Consider the following 14,361-nt stretch of genomic DNA (forward strand, 5'->3'; position numbering starts at 1 on the left):
TTACAGCTTCATCAGGCTGGCGTCGTCGACCGAGGCCGTATGGCGGGTACGGAAGATCGTCACGATGATCGCCAGGCCGACCACGACCTCGGCCGCGGCGACGACCATCGTGAAGAACGCGATGATCTGGCCGTCCAGATTTCCGTGCAGCCGCGAGAAGGCCACGAAGGCGAGATTGCAGGCGTTCAGCATCAGCTCGACGCACATGAAGAGCACGATGGCGTTCCGCCGGATCAGCACCCCGGCCGCGCCGATGGTGAACAGCAGCGCCGCCAGATAGAGGTAGTTGATCGGATTCATCGCGTGGCCTCCTCGCCGCGCTCCCGGACCTGCTCGCCGCGGGTCGGTTCCTCGCCGCGCTCCAGCCACTCCGAGGAGCGCCGCTCCAGCGCCGCCAGCTCAGCCAGCGCATCCCCCGACACGTCCCGGATCTGACCGCGCTTGCGCAGGGTCGGATTGACGGTGAGCTCGGAGGGGGTGCCGTCGGGCAGCAGACCGGGCACGTCGACCGCGTTGTGCCGGGCGTAGACCCCCGGCGCGGGCAGCGGCGTGACCTGCCGGCCTTCCCGTACGCGCTGTTCGGCCAGCTCGCGCTGGGTACTGGCGCGCTCGGTGCGCTCCTTGTGCGTGAGGACCATCGCGCCGACCGCCGCGGTGATCAGCAGCGCGCCGGTGAGCTCGAACGCGAAGACGTACTTGGTGAAGATGAGGGCCGCCAGGCCCTGGACGTTGCCCCCGGCGTTGGCCTCGCCGAGGCCGTTGAAGTGGCGCACCGAGGCGTTGCCGAGGCCGGCGATCAGCAGGATGCCGAAGCCGATGCCGGCGCCGGCCGCCAGCCAGCGCTGGCCCTTGAGCGTCTCCTTGAGGGAGTCCGCCGCCGTGACGCCGACCAGCATGACCACGAAGAGGAAGAGCATCATGATCGCGCCGGTGTAGACGACGACCTGGACGATGCCGAGGAAGTACGCGCCGTTGGCGAGGTAGAAGATCGCCAGGATGATCATGGTGGCGGCGAGCGAGAGCGCGCTGTGCACCGCCCGCTTCATCAGGACCGTGGCCAGTGCGCCGAGCACGGCGACCGTGCCGAGGATCCAGAACTGCACCGCCTCGCCCGTGGAGGTCGTGGAAGCCGCGGCCAGTACTGCGCTGCTCATGCCTCCACCCCCGTCCCCGCCGGGCGCTCGGCCGTGGGGGCCGGGGTCTCGGGCGTCCCGCCCGTGCCCTCGCCCGGCCGCTCGCCCTTGCTGACCGCGACCTGCCGCTCCGTGCCCGGCGCGGCCTCCGTCACCAGGCCGTTGTAGTAGTCCTTCTCCGTCATACCGGGGAAGATCGCGTGCGGGCTGTCGACCATGTCCTCTTCGAGGCCCGCGAGCAGCTCCTCCTTGGTGTAGATGAGGGACTCGCGGGAGCGGTCGGCCAGCTCGTACTCATTCGTCATCGTGAGCGCGCGGGTGGGGCACGCCTCGACGCACAGGCCGCACAGGATGCAGCGGAGGTAGTTGATCTGGTAGACGCGGCCGTACCGCTCGCCCGGGGAGTACCGCTCCTCGTCCGTGTTGTCCGCGCCCTCCACATAGATGGCGTCGGCCGGACAGGCCCAGGCGCAGAGCTCGCAGCCCACGCACTTCTCCAGGCCGTCCGGATGGCGGTTGAGCTGGTGCCGGCCGTGGAAACGAGGCGCGGTCGGCTTCTTCTCCTCCGGGTACTGCTCGGTGAGCCGCTTCTTGAACATGGCCTTGAAGGTCACGCCGAAGCCGGCCACCGGATTCTGGAAATCAGACACCGTTGTCCCCCTTCCCACTTTCGTCACTGTCAGTATTGATCCCACCACTGACAATCAGCTCGCGATCTTGGTGGCGCGACCGCCTTCGTGGCACCGGCGGCAGGGTCTGCCCGGGCAGCGGCGGTACGGGGAAGCCGCCCGCCATCGCGTCGAAGGGCTCCTCGGCGGCCGGCACCGCCTCCTCCTTCTCGCTCTTGCGGAAGAAGTCCGCGACGAAGGAGATCAGCAGCAGGGCGACCGCGGCGCCGCCGACGTAGAGCACGATCCGCTGGAAGTCGTAACCCTCGTTGCGCAGCGCCCGTACCGTCGCGACCAGCATCAGCCAGACCATCGAGACCGGGATGAGGACCTTCCAGCCCAGCTTCATGAACTGGTCGTAGCGGACGCGGGGGAGCGTGCCGCGCAGCCAGATGAAGAAGAAGAGCAGCAGCTGGATCTTGATGGTGAACCAGAGCAGCGGCCACCAGCCGTGGTTCGCGCCCTCCCAGAAGGTGCTGATCGGCCACGGGGCGCGCCAGCCGCCGAGGAAGAGGGTGATCGCGACCGCCGAGACGGTGACCATGTTGACGTACTCGGCGAGCATGAACATCGCGAACTTGATGGAGGAGTACTCCGTGTTGAAGCCGCCGACCAGATCGCCTTCGGACTCCGGCATGTCGAACGGCGCACGGTTGGTCTCGCCGACCATCGCCACGATGTAGATCAGGAAGGAGACCGGCAGCAGCGCGACGTACCAGGTGCTCTGCTGCCCGTCGACGATCGCCGAGGTGGACATCGAGCCGGAGTAGAGGAACACCGACGCGAAGGCCATGCCCATCGCGATCTCGTAGCTGATCATCTGGGCGCACGAGCGGAGCCCGCCGAGCAGCGGGTACGTCGAGCCCGAGGACCAGCCCGCGAGCACGATGCCGTAGATGCCGACCGAGGCCGTGGCCAGGATGTAGAGGAGGGCGATCGGCAGGTCGGTCAGCTGCATCGTCGTGCGCTGCCCGAAGATCGAGATCTCGTTGTCGGCCGGGCCGAACGGGATGACGGCGAACGCCATGAAGGCGGGGATGGCCGCGACGACCGGGGCGAGGACGTACACCGCCTTGTCCGCCCGCTTGACGATCACGTCTTCCTTCAGCATCAGCTTGATGCCGTCGGCGAGCGACTGGAGCATGCCCCAGGGGCCGTGCCGGTTGGGCCCGATGCGCAGCTGCATCCAGGCGACGACCTTGCGCTCCCAGACGATCGAGAAGAGCACGGTCAGCATCAGGAACGCGAAGCAGAAGACCGCCTTGATGACCACCAGCCACCACGGGTCGCGCCCGAAGACGCTCAGGTCCTCGGCGGCCAGCGCGATCCGGTCCGCGCCGAGCGCCAGCTGTTCCGCGGCGAGACTCATCATTCCGCCACCTCCGTGCCGTCCGCCGGGGCCGCCGGGCCCGCGGTCTGCGCGGCGACCGTCACCAGGTCACCGGGGTTCGCTCCGGTGTCGTACGGGACGCCGCCGCCCTGCGAGTTGAGCGGCAGCCACACCACCCGGTCGGGCATCTCGCTGACCTGGAGGGGGAAGGACACCGCGCCGCGCGGGCCGGTGACCCGCACCTCCGCGCCGTCCTTGAGGCCCGCCTCGGCGGCGGTGGCGGCGGACATCCGGGCCACCGCGGCGTGCCGGGTGCCGGCCAGCGCCGCGTCGCCCTCCTGCATCCGCCCCAGGTCCAGCAGCAGCCGGTGCCCGGCGAGCACCGCCTCGCCCGCGCCGGGCCGGGGCAGCGCCCGCGCCTCGGTGCCGGCGAGCAGGTCACCGGCGGCGCGCTGCCCGTCCCAGCCGCCGAGCCGGTCCAGCTCGGCCCGTACGGCGCGCACGTCCGGCAGCGCCAGCCCCGGTACGGCGTCGTCCGCCGCGGTCATCGCGTCCGCGAGCATGTGCAGCACCCGGGCGTCCGGGAGCAGGTGGCGGCGGGTCATCTGGTCCGGCTTGAGCGCGGCCTCGAAGAGCCGTGCCCGGCCCTCCCAGTTGAGGAACGTGCCGGCCTTCTCCACCGTGGCCGCCACCGGCAGCACCACGTCGGCCCGCTGCGTGACCTCGCTCGGCCGCTGCTCCAGGCTGACCAGGAAGCCGACCGCGTCCAGCGCCTCGACCGCGCGCCGCGGGTCGGGCAGGTCGGCCACCCCGACGCCGGCCACCACCAGGGCGTTCAGCTCGCCGGTGGCCGCGGCCTCCAGGATCTGCCCGGTGTCCCGGCCGTGCCGGTGCGGCAGCGCGGCCACGCCCCAGGCGCGGGCGACCTCGTCGCGGGCGCGCGGGTCGGTGGCGGGCCGGCCGCCGGGCAGCAGCCCGGGGAGCGCGCCCGCTTCGACGGCGCCCCGCTCGCCCGCCCGGCGCGGGATCCAGACGAGCCGCGCACCGGTGGCCGAGGCGGCGCGTACCGCGGCGGTGAGCGCCCCCGGTACGGCGGCCAGCCGCTCGCCGACGACGATCACCGAGCCCTCGGCCCGCAGCGCTTCGGCCGCCGCTTGCCCCTCGCCCTCCAGTCCGACCCCGCCCGCCAGCGCGTCCAGCCACTCCGTCTCCGTACCGGGCGCCGCGGGCAGCAGCGTGCCGCCCGCCTTGATGAGCCCCCGGGTGGCGTACGAAGCGAGCCCGAACGTGCGCTGGCGGTTCTTGCGGTGCGCCTTGCGCAGCCGCAGGAAGACGCCGGGCGCCTCCTCCTCGGCCTCGATGCCCGCCAGCAGGACGGCCGGCGCGGCCTCCAGCGAGCGGTAGGTGACACCTTGTCCGTCCAGGTCACGGCCGTGCCCCGCGACCTGTGCCGCGAGGAAGCCCGCCTCCTCCGCGCTGTGCACGCGGGCCCGGAAGTCGATGTCGTTCGTGTTCAGGACGGTCCGCGCGAACTTGGCGTACGCGTAGGAGTCCTCGACGGTGAGGCGGCCGCCGGTCAGCACGCCGGCCCGGCCCCGGGCTGCGGCGAGCCCGCGGGCCGCCGCCTCCAGTGCCTCGGGCCAGCTCGCCGGGGTCAGCTCACCCGTGGACGCGTCCCGGACGAGCGGCGTCTCCAGCCGGTCGGGCAGCTGCCCGTACCGGAAGGCGAACCGCCCCTTGTCGCAGATCCACTCCTCGTTGACCTCGGGGTCGTCGGCCGCGAGCCGCCGCATGACCTTGCCGCGCCGGTGGTCCGTGCGCGTCGCGCAGCCGCCCGCGCAGTGCTCGCACACCGACGGCGAGGAGACCAGGTCGAAGGGGCGGGAGCGGAAGCGGTACGCCGCCGAGGTCAGCGCGCCGACCGGGCAGATCTGGATGGTGTTCCCGGAGAAGTACGACTCGAACGGGTCGCCCTCGCCGGTGCCGACCTGCTGCAGCGCGCCGCGCTCCAGCAGCTCGATCATCGGGTCGCCGGCGACCTGGTTGGAGAAGCGGGTGCAGCGGGCGCACAGCACGCAGCGCTCGCGGTCCAGCAGTACCTGCTGGGAGATCGGCACCGGCTTCTGGAAGGTGCGCTTCTTGCCCTCGAAGCGGGAGTCGGCCTGTCCGGCGGACATGGCCTGGTTCTGCAGCGGGCACTCGCCGCCCTTGTCGCAGACCGGGCAGTCCAGCGGGTGGTTGATCAGCAGCAGCTCCATCACGCCGCGCTGCGCCTTCTCGGCGACCGGCGAGGTGAGCTGGGACTTCACGACCATGCCGTCGGTGCAGGTGATCGTGCAGGAGGCCATCGGCTTGCGCTGGCCCTCGACCTCGACGATGCACTGGCGGCAGGCGCCGGCCGGGTCCAGCAGCGGGTGGTCGCAGAAGCGCGGGATCTCGATGCCGAGCATTTCGGCGGCCCGGATGACCAGGGTGCCCTTGGGCACGCTGATCTCGATGCCGTCGATGGTCAGCGTGACGAGGTCTTCGGGCGGGACCGCCGCCTCGCCGCCCCCGGAGGGCGCGTGGTTAGTGGTCACTGTCATGCGTTCACCTCCAGGTGCTTGTCGGCCCAAGCGGTGGACTTGGCCGGGTCGAAGGGGCAGCCCTTGCCGGTGACGTGCTGCTCGTACTCCGCGCGGAAGTACTTGAGCGAGGAGAAGATCGGCGAGGCGGCGCCGTCCCCCAGGGCGCAGAAGGACTTGCCGTTGATGTTGTCGGCGATGTCGTTCAGCTTGTCGAGGTCCGCCATGCGGCCCTTGCCTGCCTCGATGTCCCGCAGCAGCTGGACGAGCCAGTACGTGCCCTCGCGGCACGGCGTGCACTTGCCGCAGGACTCGTGCGCGTAGAACTCGGTCCAGCGCGTCACCGCCCGTACGACACAGGTCGTCTCGTCGAAGCACTGGAGGGCCTTGGTGCCGAGCATCGAGCCGGCCGCGCCGACGCCCTCGTAGTCCAGCGGGACGTCCAGGTGCTCGTCGGTGAACATCGGCGTGGACGAGCCGCCCGGGGTCCAGAACTTCAGCCGGTGGCCGGCCCGGATGCCGCCGCTCATGTCGAGCAGCTGGCGCAGCGTGATGCCCAACGGGGCTTCGTACTGGCCGGGGTTGGTGACGTGGCCGCTGAGGGAGTAGAGCGTGAAGCCCGGGGACTTCTCGCTGCCCATGGAGCGGAACCACTCCTTGCCCCGGTTCATGATGGCGGGAACCGACGCGATGGACTCGACGTTGTTCACGACAGTGGGGCAGGCGTAGAGGCCGGCCACCGCAGGGAAAGGGGGACGCAGCCGGGGCTGTCCGCGACGGCCCTCCAGGGAGTCCAGCAGCGCGGTCTCCTCGCCGCAGATGTACGCGCCCGCGCCCGCGTGCACGGTGAGTTCCAGATCGAGTCCGGACCCCAGCACGTTCTTGCCGAGGTAGCCCGCCGCGTACGCCTCGCGTACGGCCTCGTGCAAGCGCCGCAGTACGGGCACGGTCTCGCCGCGCAGATAGATGAACGCGTGCTCCGACCGGATCGCGTGACACGCGATGACGATCCCCTCGATGAGGGAATGCGGGTTCGCGAAGAGGAGCGGGATGTCCTTGCAGGTCCCCGGCTCCGACTCGTCGGCGTTGACAACAAGATAGTGCGGCTTGCCGTCCCCTTGCGGGATGAACTGCCACTTCATGCCCGTGGGGAAGCCGGCGCCGCCGCGGCCGCGCAGCCCCGCGTCCTTGACGTACGCGATGACGTCGTCCGGGGCCATGGCCAGCGCCTTGCGCGCGCCCTCGTAGCCGTCGTGCCGCCGGTAGGTCTCCAGGGTCCAGGAGTTCGGCTGGTCCCAGAAGGCCGACAGGACGGGGGTGAGCAGCTTTTCGGGGCTGGTCTCTCCCCCGGCCTCCGGCTGGGAAGAGCCACCGTATTCCGTGGACAACGTCATCACTCTCCCTCCTCGGCGGCGGGTCCGGCGGGGTGGTGAGGGTCGGACGCCGAGGTGTCGCGCGGGGCGTCGTGCGAGCTCGGGTGGGTGGCCGGAGCCTCACCGGGCGCGCGGTCGGCCGGTGCCTCGTCCGTCGGGTGGGCGCCGTCGCGCGGGGCGACGACGTGGTCCGTGCCGCCCGGCAGCTCCTCGCCCTTGGCCAGCCGGAGCCCGGCGAGCGAGGCGGCCCCCGCGCTGCCGGTCGCCTCGACCGCGCCCTCACGCCGGTCGGGGAAGCCGGCCAGGATGCGGGCGGTGTCCTTGTACGTGCACAGGGGCGCGCCGCGGGTGGGGGCGACGGGCCGCCCGGCCCGCAGGTCGTCGACCAGCGCTTTCGCGCTCTCCGGTGTCTGGTTGTCGAAGAACTCCCAGTTGACCATCACGACAGGCGCGTAGTCGCAGGCGGCGTTGCACTCGATGTGTTCGAGGGTGACCTTGCCGTCGGCGGTGGTCTCGTCGTTGCCGACGCCGAGGTGTTCCTTCAGCTCGTCGAAGATGGCGTCGCCGCCCATGACGGCGCAGAGGGTGTTGGTGCACACCCCGACCTGGTAGTCGCCGCTCGGCTTGCGGCGGTACATCGTGTAGAAGGTCGAGACGGCGGTGACCTCGGCGGTGGTGAGGTCCAGCAGCTCCGCGCAGAAGCGGATGCCGGTGCGGGTGACGTGCCCTTCCTCGGCCTGGACGAGGTGCAGCAGCGGCAGCAGGGCCGAGCGGGAGCCGGGGTAGCGGGCGATCACCTCTTTCGCGTCCGCTTCGAGCCGGGCCCGTACGTCGGCCGGGTAATCGGGGGCGGGGAGCTGCGGCATCCCCAAACTGACGCCCTCGGAAGAACTGGTGGTCACCGGTCGACGCCTCCCATCACGGGGTCGATGGATGCGACGGCGACGATGACGTCGGCGACCTGGCCGCCCTCGCACATCGCCGCCATGGCCTGCAGGTTGGTGAAGGACGGATCGCGGAAGTGGACGCGGTACGGACGGGTCCCGCCATCGCTCACCGCGTGCACCCCGAGCTCACCCTTGGGGGACTCGACGGCCACGTAGGTCTGGCCGGGCGGGACCCGGAAGCCCTCCGTCACCAGCTTGAAGTGGTGGATCAGGGCTTCCATGGAGGTGCCCATGATCTTCTTGATGTGGTCCAGGGAGTTGCCGAGGCCGTCCGGGCCGAGCGCGAGCTGCGCGGGCCAGGCGATCTTCTTGTCCCCGACCATGACCGGGCCGGGCTCCAGCCGGTCCAGGCACTGTTCGACGATGCGCAGGCTCTGCCGCATCTCCTCCAGGCGGAGCAGGAAGCGGCCGTAGGCGTCGCAGGTGTCGGTGGTCGGGACCTCGAAGTCGTAGGTCTCGTAGCCGCAGTAGGGGTCGGACTTGCGCAGGTCGTGCGGCAGCCCGGCGGAGCGCAGGACCGGCCCAGTGGCGCCGGTGGCCAGGCAGCCGGCCAGGTCCAGGTGGCCGATGCCCTGCATGCGGCCCTTGAAGACCGGGTTGCCGGTGGCGAGCTTGTCGTACTCCGTGAGGTTCTTGCGCATCTTCTTCACGAAGGCGCGTACCTGGTCGACGGCGCCGGGCGGCAGGTCCTGGGCGAGGCCGCCGGGCCGGACGAACGCGTGGTTCATGCGCAGGCCGGTGATCAGCTCGTAGATGTCCAGGACCAGTTCGCGGTCGCGGAAGCCGTAGATCATGATCGTGGTGGCGCCGAGCTCCATGCCGCCGGTGGCGATGCACACCAGGTGGGAGGAGAGCCGGTTCAGCTCCATCAGCAGCACGCGGATGATCGTGGCCCGGTCCGGGATGTCGTCCTCGATGCCGAGCAGCTTCTCCACGGCCAGGCAGTACGCCGTCTCGTTGAAGAACGGCGTCAGGTAGTCCATCCGCGTGACGAAGGTCGTGCCCTGGGTCCACGTGCGGTATTCGAGGTTCTTCTCGATGCCGGTGTGGAGGTAGCCGATGCCGCAGCGGGCCTCGGTGACGGTCTCGCCGTCGATCTCCAGGATGAGCCGGAGCACGCCGTGCGTGGAGGGGTGCTGCGGGCCCATGTTGACGACGATGCGCTCGTCGTCGGTCTTGGCGGCGGCCGCCACGACCTCGTCCCAGTCGCCGCCGGTGACCGTGTAGACGGTGCCCTCGGTCGTCTCGCGGGGGGTCGCGTGGGAAGTGGACGAAGTGGACATCAGCTGTACGACCTCCGCTGGTCGGGAGCCGGGATCTGGGCGCCCTTGTACTCGACGGGGATACCGCCGAGCGGGTAGTCCTTCCGCTGCGGGAAGCCCTGCCAGTCGTCCGGCATCATGATCCGGGTGAGCGCCGGGTGGCCGTCGAAGATCAGCCCGAAGAAGTCGTAGACCTCGCGCTCGTGCCAGTCGTTGGTCGGGTAGACGGCGACGACCGACGGGATGTGCGGGTCGGCGTCGGGCGCGGAGACCTCCAGCCGGATCAGCCGGGTGTGGGTGATCGACCGCAGGTGGTAGACGGCGTGCAGCTCGCGGCCCTTGTCGCCGGGGAAGTGCACGGCGCTGACGCCGGTGCACAGCTCGAAGCGGAGGGCCGGGTCGTCGCGGAGCGTCTTCGCGACGACCGGGAGGTACTCCCGCTCGATGTGGAAGGTCAGCTCGCCGCGGTCGACGACCGTCTTCTCGATGACGTTCTCAGGGACCAGCCCCTGTTCCTCCAGCGCGCCTTCGAGCTCGTCCGCGACCTCGTCGAACCAACCGCCGTACGGCCGGGACGTCGCGCCCGGCAGCCGTACGCTCCGTACGAGACCGCCGTAGCCGGAGGTGTCACCGCCGTTGTTCGCGCCGAACATGCCGCGCCGGGTGCCGATGACCTCGCCCTGGTCGCCGCGCTGGCCGGGGAGGTTCTGCGCGTTGAGGTCCTTGTCGGGGTTGACCCCGTTGGCCCCCGTGCCGTTCTTCGGGGCGTTCGCGCCGTTCTTCGGGTCGCTCACCGCAGCAGCCCCTTCATCTCGATCAGCGGGAGCGACTTGAGCGCCGCCTCCTCCGCCTCGCGGGCCGCTTCCTCGGCGTTGACCCCGAGCTTGGAGCCCTGGATCTTCTCGTGGAGCTTGAGGATGGCGTCCATCAGCATTTCGGGGCGGGGCGGGCATCCCGGGAGATAGATGTCGACCGGGACGATGTGGTCCACGCCCTGCACGATCGCGTAGTTGTTGAACATTCCGCCCGAAGAGGCGCAGACGCCCATGGAGATGACCCATTTCGGGTTCGGCATCTGGTCGTAGACCTGGCGCAGTACGGGCGCCATCTTCTGGCTGACCCGGCCGGCCACGATCATCAGGTCGGCCTGCCGGGGCGAGCCGCGGAAGACCTCCATGCCGAAGCGGGCCAGGTCGTAGCGGCCGGCGCCGGTGGTCATCATCTCGATGGCGCAGCACGCGAGCCCGAACGTCGCCGGGAAGACCGATGACTTGCGCACCCAGCCCGCGGCCTGTTCGACGGTGCTCAGCAGAAAGCCGCTGGGCAGCTTCTCTTCAAGTCCCATTGGGTGACCCCTAGTCCCATTCCAGGCCGCCACGCCGCCATACGTAGGCGTAGGCGACGAAGACGGTGAGCGCGAAGAGCAGCATCTCGACGAGCCCGAACAACCCCAGGGCGTCGAAGGTGACGGCCCAGGGATAGAGGAAGACGATCTCGATGTCGAAGACGATGAAGAGCATCGCCGTCAGGTAGTACTTGATCGGAAAGCGGCCGCCGCCTGAAGGCTGTGGGGTCGGCTCGATCCCGCACTCGTACGCCTCGAGCTTGGCCCGGTTGTAGCGCCTGGGTCCGACGAGCGTGGCCATGACGACAGAGAAGATCGCAAAGCCTGCCCCGAGGGCTCCCAGTACGAGGATGGGCGCATAGGCGTTCACCGTCCTCGCTCCCTTCAGTCGACGATGACTGGTTGGCGGTCCGGCCCCGGGCCCGTTCACTCCTCGACGGATCTCGACAGAGATCGCTTCTATGTGAGGCAGTTCACAAGCCCTGGCCGCCTGCATCCTATGCCCGTGAGTCTGTGATCTGCGACACGGGCTGCGACAACGGCTTTGTGATCTCCACCACCTGACGAAGGATCATGAAGCCGGATGAGCGGTGATCTTCGCACCGGAAGCGGCGGAGTGATCACTTGAAGTGACAAAAGCAGCGGTTGTCGCTGGTCAAGAGGGTGCCCCCTCTATCAAGAGCTACGCTCCGCAAGCAAATTGGCGTTGGACACCGTCAACTGCTAGCGCGTGCCCACCCGTCCGCGTGACCTAGTCGTGACCCCGCCGTGATCGTCGGTACGTGCATTGCTTCACGAGCGCGCATCACGAGGACATAACGGCCACTCAGGAGTGAGCTATCCCACGCGTTTCACGCTTCTGAAACCTTGACGGTGGGGAAGCCTTGGCGTGTCGGTTGCGAAGGTGGTAAGTGCCGTGCTGGGGCGCATCGAGCGGTAAATGCCGTGCGCAGGAACATGATCACGAAATTCGGACACCCCCTCGGCCAACACGCGACTGGCCGATTGGTCCGGTTTGTTCACCGTGTACGCGTCAAAAGTGGTGCACACCACCTTTGTTGGCAGCAACCTGGGGCTCCTGATAGCCGTGGTGCCATGTCCCCGAACGCACTCATACCCAGCCACCGGAAGCCCCGCCGCTCCGCGACTTCGCGAGCCGTGCGCGCAGGGTTCACCGGTGGCATCCTCACGCTGGCGGTGACCGGTACCGCCGTTCCCGCGAACGCCACTGGTGAGAAGCCGGCCTCCGAGACCCAGGAGCTGCCGACCGTCACCGCCGCGCTCGCCACGTCCGTGGCCAGGACCGCGGACACCACCCAGCAGGTTGCGGACCAGTACGAGCTGCAGGCCGCGCAGGACTCGGTCTTCTCCAAGGCCGACAAGGCCGCGCAGAAGGCCAAGGACAAGGCCGTCGAGGCCAAGCGCAAGGCCGAGGCGGAGAAGCGGGCCGCCGCGGCCCGCAAGGCCAAGGAGGCCAAGGAGGCCGAGCAGGCCCAGCTGCGCGCCTCCCGCTCCGACGACCGCCCCGCCCTCTCGGTGAGCGCCTCGGTCGACACCGGCCCGGTCTCCGGCTCCACCGCCTCCCTGGTGAGCTTCCTCAAGGCCCAGGTCGGCAAGGCGTACGTGAGCGGCGCGACCGGCCCGTCCGCGTACGACTGCTCCGGCCTCACCCAGGCCGCGTTCCGCCAGATCGGCATCGACCTGCCGCGCGTCTCCCAGGACCAGTCGACCGCCGGCACCCAGGTCGGCCTGGACAACCTCCAGGTGGGCGACATCCTCTACTGGGGCAGCGCGGGCAGCGCGTACCACGTCGCGGTCTACATCGGCGACGGCCAGTTCATCGGCGCGCAGAACTCCAGCACCGGTGTCGTGCAGCGCGACATGAGCTACGACCAGCCGACGGGCGCCGTCCGCGTCCGCTGAGGCCCCTCCGGATCCCTGATCCCTGCACACGGCGAAAGGGCCGTCGTCCCCCGCTCGGGACGACGGCCCTTTCGCCGTACTTCAAGGCATGAGCCGTACTACAGTACGTTCTGCGGTACTACGACCGCTCATGTGCTCACTACTGGCGCGGCTTGACCTCGGCCATCTCGCCCCAGCCGGTGCCCTCGGTCTCGACGTTGATGATCTCCGGGGTGCTCGCGACGAGCCCGGACATCAGCTCGATCGCGTCCTTGAAGTGGTCGGACTGCACGTGCGCCGCGCCCGCCTCCTGGCCCGCGAACGCCTCCAGCAGCACGAACTGGTTCGGGTCGTCCGCGCTCCGGGACCACTCGAAGAAGATGTTGCCCGGCTCGGCGCGGGTGGCGAGCGTGAAGGGCTCGGTCAGCGACAGCCACTGGTCGCTCTTCTCGGGCCGGACGGTGAACTTCACAGCGATGAAAATCATGCGACCACTGTGCGCCGCGGGCGGCCGCGCCGCGAGCCGGCGGGGCCGCCATTCCACCGATGCCGGAAAACGCGTCACCCACGACGCGGTACTCAGGCCCCCGCCGCCGCCCGGGTCAGTACCGACGCCAGCTCGCCCCGGCGCGCCGGGTAGTCGGCGGTCGGCAGGGACACCGACAGCGCGCGGACGGAGCCGTCGGGGCCCTCGCCCGGCAGGCGGACGGCGAGGCAGGTGTGGGCCGGATCGGTCTCGCCGACCGACACGGCGAGCCCCTTCCGGCGCACCCGCACCAGCTCCGCCTCGAAGCGCTCGGGCGAGGTGATCGTACGGTCCGTCAGCCGGGGCAGCCCGTGCGCGGCGAGATAGCGGCGGCGCGCCGGCCGGTTCAGCGCGGCGAGCAGCACCTTGCCGTGCGCGGTGGCGTGCGCGCCGTGGTCGGGCCCCACCGCGAACGGCCCGCCGGCCGCCGACACCGGCAGCGTGCTGTCGACGACCGCGATCCGCCCCTGCCCCACCGCGCTGAGGTACGCGTGCGCCCCGGTCGCGCGCCGTACGTGCAGCAGCAGCTCGCGTGCGTCGTCCTCGATGCCGGTCTGCCGCTGGAACGCCCGGTACAGCGCGGGCACCTGGGGCCCGAGGGCGTAACCCCCGGCCGTACGCGTGACGTGCCCGCGCGCGGTCAGCGGCCCCAGCAAGTTGTAGACCGTGGAGAGCGAACAGCCCAGCCGCCGGGCCAGCGCCTTGGCCGTCACCGGCCCCGGCGACCCGGCCACCGCGTCGAGCACGTCCAGCGCCCGGTCGACGGAGAGCGGTCCGTTGGCGGGTGCGGCGGACATGGTCCCTCCGGGTGTCTCGGGCGGCGGCTGCCGTCACTGCTACTACCGCTCCAGGATCCCTCACCGCGGCCAGAGCGTGCTCTGCCGGTTGGCCTCCCGGACCTTGGCCCGCAGCTCCGCCCGGCGGTCGTCCTCCCCCTGCGCCTCCTCCGCCCGCTCCGCCGCCTCGGGACGCTCGATCCCCTCGTCCCGTTCATCCCGTTCGCCCCCCTTCGGTCCGTCGCTCATGACGTCCCCCCTCGCAACCGGCGCCGTGCCCTCGCCATCCCCATGGTTCACGCTCCGTGTTCCACTCGGCGCTGTGTGTGCTCCTCCCCAGCCTGACCGCCCGCACGCCTTCTCGGCAGTACGCACAATCCGCCAACTTCACGCGTCAAGACCGGCCGTGAGACATCCGGGAAAAAGCACGGTGGCGGGAGAAGAGGGGGGGGGGGGGGGGGGGGGGGGGGGGGAGAAGAGGGGGGGGGGGGGGGGGGGGGACGTCTCCCGCCCCCTCCGGTGTTGTTCCCCTGTT

At 70.3% G+C, this 14,361-nt stretch carries 15 protein-coding genes; 1 reads left to right on the forward strand and 14 read right to left on the reverse strand.

Translation table 11 applies throughout. The features are described 5' to 3' along the window. The 11 genes from nuoK to ACZ4MH_RS17120 are packed head-to-tail and all read right to left on the reverse strand — an operon-like array spanning nucleotide 1 to nucleotide 10,992. Nucleotides 1–300, reverse strand: a complete 300-nt coding sequence (gene nuoK, locus ACZ4MH_RS17070; RefSeq protein ID WP_030262617.1) for an NADH-quinone oxidoreductase subunit NuoK — start codon at nucleotides 298–300, stop codon at nucleotides 1–3. Continuing rightward, nucleotides 297–1,154, reverse strand: coding sequence for an NADH-quinone oxidoreductase subunit J (locus tag ACZ4MH_RS17075; RefSeq protein ID WP_351597947.1), 858 nt, complete (start codon nucleotides 1,152–1,154; stop codon nucleotides 297–299). Before ACZ4MH_RS17075 ends, nuoK begins: the two co-directional genes overlap by 4 nt. After that, nucleotides 1,151–1,783 carry an NADH-quinone oxidoreductase subunit NuoI gene (gene nuoI / locus ACZ4MH_RS17080; RefSeq protein ID WP_351597950.1) on the reverse strand — a complete coding sequence of 211 codons (633 nt, stop codon included), beginning with the start codon at nucleotides 1,781–1,783 and terminating at the stop codon, nucleotides 1,151–1,153. The genes ACZ4MH_RS17075 and nuoI overlap by 4 nt, the downstream gene beginning before the upstream one ends. After that, on the reverse strand, nucleotides 1,776–3,170 hold the full coding sequence (gene nuoH, locus ACZ4MH_RS17085) for an NADH-quinone oxidoreductase subunit NuoH (RefSeq protein WP_351597953.1): 1,395 nt from the start codon (nucleotides 3,168–3,170) through the stop codon (nucleotides 1,776–1,778). The genes nuoI and nuoH overlap by 8 nt, the downstream gene beginning before the upstream one ends. Continuing rightward, nucleotides 3,170–5,716 carry an NADH-quinone oxidoreductase subunit G gene (locus ACZ4MH_RS17090; RefSeq protein WP_467754545.1) on the reverse strand — a complete coding sequence of 849 codons (2,547 nt, stop codon included), beginning with the start codon at nucleotides 5,714–5,716 and terminating at the stop codon, nucleotides 3,170–3,172. The genes nuoH and ACZ4MH_RS17090 overlap by 1 nt, the downstream gene beginning before the upstream one ends. Continuing rightward, a complete protein-coding gene (nuoF, locus tag ACZ4MH_RS17095; RefSeq protein ID WP_351600065.1) occupies nucleotides 5,713–7,089 on the reverse strand; it encodes an NADH-quinone oxidoreductase subunit NuoF in 1,377 nt (458 codons plus the stop codon). Before nuoF ends, ACZ4MH_RS17090 begins: the two co-directional genes overlap by 4 nt. Then, nucleotides 7,089–7,970 carry an NADH-quinone oxidoreductase subunit NuoE gene (gene nuoE / locus ACZ4MH_RS17100; RefSeq protein WP_351600067.1) on the reverse strand — a complete coding sequence of 294 codons (882 nt, stop codon included), beginning with the start codon at nucleotides 7,968–7,970 and terminating at the stop codon, nucleotides 7,089–7,091. The genes nuoF and nuoE overlap by 1 nt, the downstream gene beginning before the upstream one ends. Then, nucleotides 7,967–9,298: an NADH-quinone oxidoreductase subunit D gene (locus ACZ4MH_RS17105; RefSeq protein ID WP_351600069.1), complete on the reverse strand. Its 1,332-nt coding sequence runs from the start codon at nucleotides 9,296–9,298 to the stop codon at nucleotides 7,967–7,969. The genes nuoE and ACZ4MH_RS17105 overlap by 4 nt, the downstream gene beginning before the upstream one ends. After that, complete coding sequence (locus ACZ4MH_RS17110) at nucleotides 9,298–10,071, reverse strand: NADH-quinone oxidoreductase subunit C (RefSeq protein WP_351600071.1); 774 nt, start codon at nucleotides 10,069–10,071, stop codon at nucleotides 9,298–9,300. The genes ACZ4MH_RS17105 and ACZ4MH_RS17110 overlap by 1 nt, the downstream gene beginning before the upstream one ends. Further along, nucleotides 10,068–10,622: a NuoB/complex I 20 kDa subunit family protein gene (locus ACZ4MH_RS17115; protein ID WP_351600073.1), complete on the reverse strand. Its 555-nt coding sequence runs from the start codon at nucleotides 10,620–10,622 to the stop codon at nucleotides 10,068–10,070. The genes ACZ4MH_RS17110 and ACZ4MH_RS17115 overlap by 4 nt, the downstream gene beginning before the upstream one ends. Nucleotides 10,623–10,632: 10 nt before the next feature. After that, nucleotides 10,633–10,992, reverse strand: coding sequence for an NADH-quinone oxidoreductase subunit A (locus ACZ4MH_RS17120; protein ID WP_030262580.1), 360 nt, complete (start codon nucleotides 10,990–10,992; stop codon nucleotides 10,633–10,635). A gap of 725 nt (nucleotides 10,993–11,717) precedes the next feature. Here ACZ4MH_RS17120 and ACZ4MH_RS17125 point away from each other — a divergent pair. Next, nucleotides 11,718–12,545: a C40 family peptidase gene (locus ACZ4MH_RS17125; protein ID WP_351600075.1), complete on the forward strand. Its 828-nt coding sequence runs from the start codon at nucleotides 11,718–11,720 to the stop codon at nucleotides 12,543–12,545. A 139-nt stretch (nucleotides 12,546–12,684) separates the two neighbouring features. Here ACZ4MH_RS17125 and ACZ4MH_RS17130 read toward each other — a convergent pair whose 3' ends face one another. The 3 genes from ACZ4MH_RS17130 to ACZ4MH_RS17140 form a co-directional block, all read right to left on the reverse strand. Further along, entirely contained in the window at nucleotides 12,685–13,011 is a 327-nt protein-coding gene (locus ACZ4MH_RS17130) for a putative quinol monooxygenase (RefSeq protein WP_351600077.1), read from the reverse strand. Between the two features lie 92 nt (nucleotides 13,012–13,103). Further along, nucleotides 13,104–13,847, reverse strand: a complete 744-nt coding sequence (locus ACZ4MH_RS17135) for an IclR family transcriptional regulator (protein ID WP_351600079.1) — start codon at nucleotides 13,845–13,847, stop codon at nucleotides 13,104–13,106. Nucleotides 13,848–13,907: 60 nt separating this feature from the next. After that, a complete protein-coding gene (locus ACZ4MH_RS17140) occupies nucleotides 13,908–14,075 on the reverse strand; it encodes a hypothetical protein (RefSeq protein ID WP_351600081.1) in 168 nt (55 codons plus the stop codon). Between the last annotated feature and the right edge of the window lie 286 nt (nucleotides 14,076–14,361).

The organism is Streptomyces sp. NPDC026301 (assembly GCF_055567935.1).